The sequence below is a fragment of the Pseudomonas sp. NPDC087817 genome (assembly GCF_044742875.1).
Lineage (GTDB): Bacteria > Pseudomonadota > Gammaproteobacteria > Pseudomonadales > Pseudomonadaceae > Aquipseudomonas.
The window spans coordinates 1-9,520 of sequence record NZ_JBIUVJ010000108.1 but is presented as its reverse complement, the minus strand read 5'-3'; the positions used below and the strand labels follow the sequence as shown (position 1 = coordinate 9,520).

The following is a 9,520-nucleotide window of genomic DNA, read 5'->3' as shown; positions in this document are numbered from 1 at the left end:
CGACGGTTGTGACCGTAAGCACTGCCCTAGCTTTCGCTGTGTTTGAAGATGACTCACTCGCCGTAGCCCCAGAAGCCACTCCCGGCGTATACCCCCGTCCCATCAGACGCAGCTAAAACAGGCTGTCCCAAATCCCCGGCGATATCAATTCCTTTATTCAAACTACCGTTTGAAGAGAATTTTCCAATAAGAATGCCATTAGATGGCCATCCCCAGCCGGTCGGGGCCGGGCCGGGTGGAGGCAGTGGAGCTGGCGCTTGCTTGTTAGCGACGGACGGTGCTGCGCCCGCAGAACCAGTGGTTGTCGTGGTTGTCGTGCCATTTGCCTGGCGTCGGATTACCGTTGTTTTACTCGACGACGAAGGTGAAGAACTGGCGTTGCTCACCACCGCTGTCGACGTTGATCCGGTGCGGCCATCGAAGCGAATTGTCTGACCCGGGTGGATCGTATACGGCGTAGGAATATTGTTCCGGGCCGCGAGGGCTTTGTAGTCCCAGCCGTAGCGAAATGCGATGGAAAACATCGTATCGCCCGGACGGACTACATACTGCCCGGTCGTGACGGCAGGACGTTGGGCTGCCGCACTGTTGCGATCGACTACCCGGACGTTGCTCGATTTGGTGCTGGAGCAGCCCACCAGCAAGGTGCTCAAGACAAGGCCAGTCACCAGGCGCTGAAAGCTCGTGTTACCCATACGCTGCGCAATGACTGTGAGACTCACCCGCCGCTCCCTTTGTGGTGGCTGAAAAAATTCGGAATGCCGCATTTCGGCATGAGGTGTCGCAAGTATAACGGGCCGAATCGGCTTTACCTTTAATGAAGCGAAATCGCTTCGCGCACACGTTTGCAAGCCGACAATCTGTTGCGTTTAAACCATCGCTGCCGGAGTAAGACCGAGGCGAACGAAAGGAATTCAGCGCCTTTGAAGAAATGCTCAGGCCAGTGGCCCGTTGAGCAAAGGCACGAAGCGAACAGCGCCCAGAACGTGTCGGGAAAAGCCGTGTTCTTCGCGCACGATCAGCATCAGCTGCTGCACTTCCCCCGAACCCACCGGGATCACCATGCGCCCGCCCGGGGCCAGTTGATCAAGCAAGGCTTGCGGCACATCGGTGGCGACGGCGGTGACGATGATGCCGTTGTACGGCGCCAGCGCCGGCCAGCCTTCCCAGCCATCGCCCCAACGGAACACCACGTTGCGCAGATTGAGTTCGACCAGACGCTCCTTGGCCCGATCCTGCAAGACCTTGATGCGTTCAACCGAGAACACCCGCTCCACCAGTTGCGACAACACGGCCGTCTGGTAACCGGAGCCTGTGCCGATTTCCAACACCTTGTCCAATGGACCGGCCTCAAGCAGCAGCTCGCTCATGCGCGCCACCATATAAGGCTGAGAGATGGTCTGGTTATGGCCGATCGGCAGAGCCGTGTCTTCGTAGGCACGGTGCGCCAGCGCTTCGTCGACGAACAGGTGACGCGGCGTGCGGCGAATCACTTCCAGCACCTTGGCGTTGGACAGGCCTTCTTCATACAGGCGCTGAATCAAACGCTCGCGGGTGCGCTGGGACGTCATGCCGATGCCGCTGCGCATTCTGTCTTCGTGTTCACGGGCCATCAGCGCAGTCCCTCCAGCCAGCCGTCGAGACTTCTGAAGGCATCGTTGAAGGTACGATCAAGCTGCAACGGGGTGATCGAGACATAGCCCTGCATCACCGCATGAAAGTCGGTCCCCGGGCCGCCGTCTTCGGCATCGCCGGCGGCAGCAATCCAGTAACCGGCCTTGCCACGCGGGTCGACCACTTTCATCGGCGCTGCCGCCCGGGCGCGATGCCCCAGCCGGGTCAACTGAATGCCGCGAATATGGTCGAGCGGCAAATTGGGAATGTTCACGTTGAGCACCGTGCGCGGCGGCAGATCCAGCCCGGCATGGGCCTCGACCAGTTTGCGCGCAAAGTAAGCTGCCGTCGGCAAGTTATCCACCTGGCGTGAGGCCAGCGAAAAAGCGAACGACGGACGCTCAAGAAAACGCCCTTCAAGGGCTGCCGCTACTGTCCCGGAATACAGCACGTCATCGCCAAGGTTGGCGCCGAGGTTGATGCCGGAAACCACCATGTCCGGCTCGCGCTCCAGCAAACCATTGAGGCCCAGGTGTACGCAATCGGTCGGTGTGCCATTGAGGCTGATGAAGCCGTTGGCCAGATATTGCGGGTGCAACGGACGGTCGAGCGTCAGCGAACTGCTGGCGCCGCTTTTGTCCTGCTCCGGGGCGATAACCACGCACTCGGTGTAATCCGCCAGCGCAGCATAAAGCGCGGCGAGACCGGGTGCGGTTACCCCATCGTCGTTAGAAATCAGAATACGCATGGGCTGTCCGTCTGCCCCACCGGCACCAGATCAACGAGTTCGCGCACCAATACAGTGGCGAAGCATCCGGCCGGGAGGACGAATTCCAGTTGCAGAATGTCAGGCTGGGGATAATGCCACGTCAACCCGCCAATGGGCAGCCGCAGGATGCGACGTTCGTGGCTCATGCCGGCGTGAATCAACCAATCACGCAGCTCCGCTTCACGGGCGGCAATCCCCTGCTCCAGATCATGGACAGCGCCAGCGGCGGGCGAGTCACCTTCGCCCCACTGCGGCCCGGTCGGGTGCAGATCGAGAATCGCCAGGCGTGGGTCGCTGCACTCGGCTTCACCGGCCGGGAAAAAACTGCGGCTGTCAGTGAATGCGAGCAGATCGCCGACTTGTGCCTTTTGCCAGGTGCCATCGGCGACCCGCGCCGCGAGCACCTGATTGAACAGGAAACTGCGCGCGGTCGAGAGCAGGCGCGAACGCACATTGCGCTGCTCCGGCAAGGCCTTGCGCGCCGCCCACGAACGCGCATCAACGACGTTGCCGCCGTCATGGCCGAAACGCTGGGCGCCGAAATAATTGGGAATGCCTTGTTTGGCGATCAGTTGCAGACGCTCTTCAATGGCAGCTTTGTCGCCGGAGAACTGAGTCAGGCGCAACGTGAAACCGTTGGCCGAATGCGCACCGCGTTGCAACTTGCGTTTGTGGCGGGTGGTCTTGAGGATCTTCAGCGTGTCATTTTCCGCTGCCGTCAGATCGGGGTCAGCCTTGCCTGGCAGTTGCACGCTGAACCACTGACGGGTCAACGCCTGGCGATCCTTGAGGCCGGCATAGCTGACGGTACGCAACGGCACGCCCGCCGCCTTGGCGATACGCCGCGCTGCCTCTTCGGTGTTCAGGCCACGCTTTTCCACCCAGATCCACAGATGTTCGCCATCGCCGCTGAACGGGATATCGAGCACTTCATCGACCTGAAAATCTTCAGCGACCGCTTTCAGTACGGCGCTGCCCAGGGATTCGCCATAGGCACGCGGGCCGAGCAATTGCAGTTCGTTCATACGCGCAGCAACAAGGCAACGGAGTGCACGGCGATGCCTTCTTCGCGACCGACAAAGCCAAGCTTTTCGGTGGTGGTAGCTTTCACGTTCACTTGATCCAACTCAACTTGAAGATCCGCCGCTATCAGCGCGCGCATCGATTCGATATGCGGAGCCATTTTCGGCGCCTGGGCAACGATGGTGTTGTCGACGTTGCCGACTTTCCAGCCTTTGGCATGGATCAGCGCGACCACATGACGCAGCAGTGCGCGGCTGTCGGCGCCCTTGAATTGCGGGTCGGTGTCCGGGAAGTGTTTGCCGATATCGCCCAGCGCCGCCGCGCCGAGCAAGGCATCGCTCAAGGCGTGCAGCAGGACGTCACCGTCGGAATGAGCGAGCAGCCCGAAGCCGTGTGCAATGCGCACGCCGCCCAGAGTAATGAAATCGCCTTCAGCGAAACGGTGCACATCATAGCCGTGGCCAATACGCATAAAAAAACGCCCCGATTTTTGTCAGGGCGTGATTCTACCTGCATTAATCCCGAAGGGCGCGTGCGTGATGCTGCAAGTGGTCGTCAATGAAGCTTGAGATGAAGAAATAGCTGTGGTCGTAGCCCGGTTGCAGGCGCAGCGTCAGTGGATGGCCTGCCTGTTTGGCTGCTTGTTGCAGCGCTTCTGGCTTGAGTTGGTTGGCGAGGAAGTCGTCGCGATCACCTTGATCGACCAGCAGTGGCAGTTTCTCAGAAGCTTCAGCAATCAACGCGCAGGCATCCCATTCTTTCCACTTCGAACGGTCTTCGCCCAGGTAACGGGAAAAGGCTTTTTGGCCCCACGGGCAATCCATCGGATTGTTGATCGGTGAAAACGCCGACACCGATTGGTAACGCCCCGGATTACGCAACGCACAAATCAACGCACCGTGGCCGCCCATGGAGTGGCCGCTGATACTGCGCTTATCGGACGCCGGGAAATGCGCTTCAACCAGTGAAGGCAATTCCTGCACGACATAGTCATGCATCCGATAGTGACGGGACCAGGGTTCCTGCGTGGCATTCAGATAAAACCCCGCACCCAGGCCGAAATCCCAAGCGTTGTCCGGATCACCCGGGACATCTGGGCCGCGCGGGCTGGTGTCCGGTGCGACGATGATCAATCCCAGTTCGGCAGCCATGCGCATCGCGCCAGCCTTCTGCATGAAGTTCTCATCGGTGCAGGTCAGACCCGACAGCCAGTACAGCACCGGCAACTTGCCGCCCTGCTCTGCCTGCGGTGGCAGGTAGACGGCGAACACCATGTCACAACCGAGCACATCGGAGCGATGGCGATAGCGTTTGTGCCAGCCGCCGAAACTCTTCTGACAGGAGATATTTTCCAGACTCATGTAAAGACTCCTACGCGGTCACGGCAGCAAGCCTTCGAGACTTGCGGCCATGTCGCCACGATTGATCAGAAATGAATAACGGTACGAATGCTCTTGCCTTCGTGCATCAGGTCGAACGCCTTGTTGATGTCTTCCAGGCCCATGGTGTGGGTGATGAAGGTATCCAGCGGAATTTCACCGCTCTGGGCCATGTCGACATAGCTTGGCAACTCGGTACGACCACGCACACCGCCGAACGCAGAACCGCGCCAGACGCGACCGGTGACCAACTGGAACGGACGGGTAGCGATTTCCTGGCCGGCACCGGCCACGCCGATGATCACCGACTCGCCCCAGCCTTTGTGGCAGCACTCAAGCGCTGCGCGCATCAGTTGCACGTTGCCGATGCATTCGAAGGAGAAGTCGACGCCGCCATCGGTCATGTCGACGATCACTTCCTGGATCGGACGATCAAAATCTTTCGGGTTCACGCAGTCGGTGGCACCCAATTGTTTAGCGATTTCGAACTTTGCCGGGTTGATATCGATGGCGATGATGCGCGCAGCCTTGGCTTTCACCGCGCCGATCACCGCCGACAAACCGATACCGCCGAGACCGAAGATGGCCACGGTGTCACCCGGCTTGACTTTGGCAGTGTTGAGCACGGCACCGATACCGGTGGTGACGCCACAGCCGAGCAGGCAGACCTTTTCCAGCGGTGCATCCTTGGAGATTTTGGCGACGGAGATTTCCGGCAATACGGTGTATTCCGAGAAGGTCGACGTACCCATGTAGTGGAAAATCGTCTCGCCTTTGTAGGAAAAACGCGAAGTGCCATCCGGCATCAAACCTTTGCCCTGGGTCGCGCGAATCGCCTGACACAGGTTGGTCTTGCCCGACTTACAGAACTTGCACTGGCCGCATTCCGGGGTGTACAGCGGAATCACGTGATCGCCGACGGCAACCGAAGTCACACCTTCGCCGATGGCTTCAACGATTGCGCCACCTTCGTGGCCAAGGATCGACGGGAAGATGCCTTCCGGGTCAGCGCCGGACAAGGTGTAGGCGTCAGTGTGGCAGACCCCGGAAGCCACCACACGCAGCAGCACTTCACCGGCCTTGGGCATGGCGACATCGACTTCTACGATTTCCAGCGGCTTCTTGGCCTCGAAGGCAACGGCGGCGCGCGACTTGATCATGCTGACTCTCCAGTGAATCCATTGAATAAAAAAGCAGACAAGGAGTGTAATACATGGCCCGACGATGAATAATCCGGACAAAAGCAAAACATTATTGCCACACAGGGATAATCCTGATGTCCGAAAACCGTTGGGAAGGCATTGACGAGTTCGTCGCCGTCGCCGAATGCAGCCAATTCACCGCCGCTGCCGAACGTCTTGGAGTTTCTTCCTCGCACATCAGTCGACAAATCGTACGACTGGAAGAGCGTTTGCAGACGCGACTGCTGTATCGCAGCACCCGACGGGTGACGCTGACCGAAGCTGGACAGACTTTCCTGCAACATTGCCAGCGCTTGCAGGATGGTCGTGAAGAGGCTTTGCGCGCAGTCGGCGACCTGACCAGCGAACCGAAGGGCATGCTGCGCATGACCTGTGCCGTTGCCTACGGTGAACGTTTTATCGTGCCGCTGGTAACGCGGTTCATGGGGCTCTACCCACAACTGCGCATCGATATTGAATTGAGCAATCGCCAACTCGACCTGGTACACGAAGGACTGGATCTGGCGATCCGGTTGGGACGCCTGCAGGATTCGCGGTTGGTCGCGACGCGCCTGGCGCCAAGGCGCATGTACCTGTGTGCGTCACCGTCCTACCTCGAACGGTACGGCCGCCCACACAGTTTGTCGGAACTGAGCCGCCACAATTGTCTGATTGGTAGCTCGGACATATGGCAACTGGAGCAAAACGGGCGGGAATTTTCCCAGCGCGTGCAGGGAAACTGGCGCTGCAACAGTGGGCAAGCGGTGCTGGATGCGGCGCTGCAAGGCGTCGGGTTGTGTCAGTTGCCGGACTATTACGTGCTGGAGCATCTGCACAGTGGTGCGTTGATTTCGTTGCTGGAGACGCATCAGCCGCCGAATACCGCAGTGTGGGCGCTGTATCCGCAGCAACGGCATTTGTCGCCGAAGGTGCGCAAACTGGTGGATTATTTGAAGGTGGGGTTGGCTGAGCAGCCGGAGTATCAGGAATGAGTGTTGCGTTGCCCGTAAATGCGCTATCGCGAGCAGGCTCGATCCTACAGAGGAACGCATTTCAAAATGCAGGAGTGAGCCTGCTCGCGATGGCGATTCAACAGGCACCACAGAAATTCAGTGGCGGTTAGTCCAACGCTGACGCAACCATTCGAGATCTTCCGGTCGGGTGACTTTGAGGTTATCCGCCCGCCCTTCAATCAGACGCGGCGCCAGTCCTGCCCACTCCATCGCCGAAGCTTCATCAGTAATCGCGGCATCCGCCACCAGACTATCGGCCAATGCCCGATGCAACGCACCGAGGCGAAACATCTGCGGCGTATACGCCTGCCAGATCACGCTGCGATCCACGGTCTCAACCACCCGACCGTGCTTGTCGACCCGCTTCAACGTGTCGCGCGCAGGTACCGCCAGCAAACCGCCCACCGGATCATCCGCCAGTTCATCCAGTAATTTGTCGAGATCTTCGCGACTCAGATTCGGTCGTGCCGCATCGTGCACGAGCACCCAATCCTCATCATCAGCACCTTGCGCATGCAAATGCAGCAAGGCATTGAGCACCGAGCCGGAGCGCTCGGCCCCGCCCTCAACGCGCTGAATACGCGGATCGCTGACGCAGGCCAGATTCGGCCAGTAAGGATCATCAACCGCAAGACTGACCACCAAACCCTTGAGGCTCGGGTGATCAAGGAAACAGCCAAGGCTGTGTTCGAGAATTGTGCGTCCGCCCAGTTGCAGGTATTGCTTGGGACGGTCCGCGGCCATTCGGGCACCGACGCCCGCGGCAGGAATCACGGCCCAGAAAGCCGGCAGGGAATTGATCATTGGGCCAACTGGTAAAGGGTTTCACCGTCCTTGACCATGCCCAACTCGTGACGAGCCCGTTCTTCAACGGTCTCCATGCCTTTTTTCAGCTCGCTGACTTCAGCGTCCATCACCCGGTTGCGCTCCAGCAAACCTTCGTTCTCGGCATGTTGATCAGCAATCTGCTGATTCAGCTCGGCAACTTGCGCCAGACTGCCATTGCCCACCCACAGGCGGTACTGCAGACCGGCCAGCAGCAAGAGCAAAACGAGAAACAACCAGTAAGGACTGCGCATCGAATATCAGGTATCCAGTGAAAAAAGACAGCCACGCCAAAACTTTGAAGCATCTGATAGCACGAAGCCTGGAAGACCCAGGCTTGTGCTGTTAAGGCATCAGATTAGTGGCAAATCCATCGCTGTCACGACTTTTTCGACACAATCCGGTGTCCTTTTATCAGTTTCCGCTTAACCGCGGAATTCGCTGCGACCGTTGTACTTGGCTTTGCCATTCAACTGCTCTTCGATACGCAGCAGTTGGTTGTACTTGGAAACACGGTCGGAACGGCACAGCGAACCCGTCTTGATCTGGCCAGCCGAGGTGCCCACAGCCAGGTCGGCAATGGTCGAATCTTCGGTTTCGCCCGAACGGTGCGAGATCACTGCGGTGTAACCGGCAGCCTTGGCCATCTGGATGGCTTCCAGGGTTTCGGTCAGGGTGCCGATCTGGTTGAACTTGATCAGGATCGAGTTGGCGATCTTTTTATCGATGCCTTCTTTCAGGATCTTGGTGTTTGTCACGAACAGGTCGTCGCCGACCAGTTGGGTCTTCTCGCCGATCTTGTCGGTGAGGATCTTCCAGCCAGCCCAGTCGGACTCGTCCAGACCGTCTTCGATCGAAATGATCGGATAACGTTCGGTCAGGCCTTTCAGGTAGTCAGCGAAACCTTCTGCGGTAAACACCTGACCTTCGCCGGACAGGTTGTACTTGCCGTCTTCGTAGAATTCGCTGGCCGCGCAGTCCAGGGCCAGGGTCACGTCGGTGCCCAGCTTGTAACCGGCGTTGGCCACAGCTTCCGAGATCACTTTCAGCGCGTCTTCGTTGGACGCCAGGTTCGGCGCGAAACCGCCTTCGTCGCCAACGGCGGTGCTCAAGCCACGGGCCTTCAGCACAGCTTTGAGGTGATGGAAAATCTCGGTGCCCATGCGCAGACCTTCCGAGAAAGACTTGGCGCCAACCGGCTGCACCATGAATTCCTGGATGTCGACGTTGTTATCGGCGTGCTCGCCACCGTTGATGATGTTCATCATCGGCACCGGCATCGAGTAAACACCCGGCGTGCCGTTGAGGTTGGCGATGTGTGCGTACAGCGGCAGATCCTGATCCTGCGCAGCAGCCTTGGCCGCAGCCAGGGAAACGGCGAGGATCGCGTTGGCGCCCAGGGTCGCTTTGTTTTCAGTACCGTCGAGCTTGATCATCGCGTGATCCAGGGCTTTCTGGTCGCTTGGGTCAGTACCCAGCAGCAGATCGCGGATCGGACCGTTGATGTTGGCTACCGCTTTGAGCACGCCCTTGCCCAGATAACGGCTCTTGTCGCCATCACGCAGCTCGAGCGCTTCACGCGAGCCAGTGGATGCACCGGACGGCGCGCAAGCGCTGCCGATGATGCCGTTGTCGAGAAGCACGGCCGCTGCCCCGGTGGGCGTGCCACGGGCGTCGGGAACGTGACGGGGGGGGGGGGCGGCGCGGGGTGGCCGG

General features: G+C 59.2%; 10 protein-coding genes and 1 pseudogene. 1 reads left to right on the top strand and 10 read right to left on the bottom strand.

The features are described 5' to 3' along the window. Nucleotides 1-56 precede the first annotated feature (56 nt). From ACIONG_RS29045 to ACIONG_RS29015, 7 genes and pseudogenes are all read right to left on the bottom strand, one after another. Nucleotides 57-722: pseudogene (locus ACIONG_RS29045) on the bottom strand (LysM peptidoglycan-binding domain-containing protein); the annotation flags it as partial. Between the two features lie 213 nt (nt 723-935). Continuing rightward, nucleotides 936-1,571 carry a protein-L-isoaspartate(D-aspartate) O-methyltransferase gene (locus ACIONG_RS29040; RefSeq protein ID WP_169841266.1) on the bottom strand — a complete coding sequence of 212 codons (636 nt, stop codon included), beginning with the start codon at nt 1,569-1,571 and terminating at the stop codon, nt 936-938. A 41-nt stretch (nt 1,572-1,612) separates the two neighbouring features. Further along, the gene (surE, locus tag ACIONG_RS29035; protein ID WP_201235002.1) at nt 1,613-2,362 is read right to left on the bottom strand and encodes a 5'/3'-nucleotidase SurE; all 750 of its coding nucleotides are present in this window, start codon (nt 2,360-2,362) and stop codon (nt 1,613-1,615) included. Further along, nucleotides 2,350-3,408, bottom strand: coding sequence for a tRNA pseudouridine(13) synthase TruD (gene truD / locus ACIONG_RS29030; RefSeq protein WP_401304353.1), 1,059 nt, complete (start codon nt 3,406-3,408; stop codon nt 2,350-2,352). Before truD ends, surE begins: the two co-directional genes overlap by 13 nt. Beyond that, nucleotides 3,405-3,878, bottom strand: a complete 474-nt coding sequence (gene ispF, locus ACIONG_RS29025) for a 2-C-methyl-D-erythritol 2,4-cyclodiphosphate synthase (RefSeq protein WP_401304350.1) — start codon at nt 3,876-3,878, stop codon at nt 3,405-3,407. Before ispF ends, truD begins: the two co-directional genes overlap by 4 nt. 43 nt (nt 3,879-3,921) lie before the next feature. Continuing rightward, nucleotides 3,922-4,767 (bottom strand): S-formylglutathione hydrolase, encoded by an 846-nt coding sequence (gene fghA, locus ACIONG_RS29020; RefSeq protein WP_213027704.1) that lies wholly within the window; start codon nt 4,765-4,767, stop codon nt 3,922-3,924. A 65-nt stretch (nt 4,768-4,832) separates the two neighbouring features. Continuing rightward, entirely contained in the window at nt 4,833-5,945 is a 1,113-nt protein-coding gene (locus ACIONG_RS29015; RefSeq protein ID WP_007908835.1) for an S-(hydroxymethyl)glutathione dehydrogenase/class III alcohol dehydrogenase, read from the bottom strand. Between the two features lie 116 nt (nt 5,946-6,061). Between ACIONG_RS29015 and ACIONG_RS29010 the strand changes: the two genes are divergently transcribed. Continuing rightward, nucleotides 6,062-6,958 (top strand): LysR substrate-binding domain-containing protein, encoded by an 897-nt coding sequence (locus ACIONG_RS29010; protein ID WP_103303020.1) that lies wholly within the window; start codon nt 6,062-6,064, stop codon nt 6,956-6,958. Between the two features lie 117 nt (nt 6,959-7,075). Here ACIONG_RS29010 and ispD read toward each other — a convergent pair whose 3' ends face one another. The 3 genes from ispD to eno all read right to left on the bottom strand — a co-directional run. Further along, nucleotides 7,076-7,783: a 2-C-methyl-D-erythritol 4-phosphate cytidylyltransferase gene (gene ispD, locus ACIONG_RS29005; RefSeq protein WP_401304346.1), complete on the bottom strand. Its 708-nt coding sequence runs from the start codon at nt 7,781-7,783 to the stop codon at nt 7,076-7,078. After that, nucleotides 7,780-8,058, bottom strand: coding sequence for a cell division protein FtsB (ftsB, locus tag ACIONG_RS29000; protein WP_007908838.1), 279 nt, complete (start codon nt 8,056-8,058; stop codon nt 7,780-7,782). The genes ispD and ftsB overlap by 4 nt, the downstream gene beginning before the upstream one ends. A gap of 171 nt (nt 8,059-8,229) precedes the next feature. Continuing rightward, a partial coding sequence (gene eno / locus ACIONG_RS28995) for a phosphopyruvate hydratase (RefSeq protein WP_401304343.1) occupies nt 8,230-9,520 on the bottom strand: 1,291 nt, incomplete at its 5' end.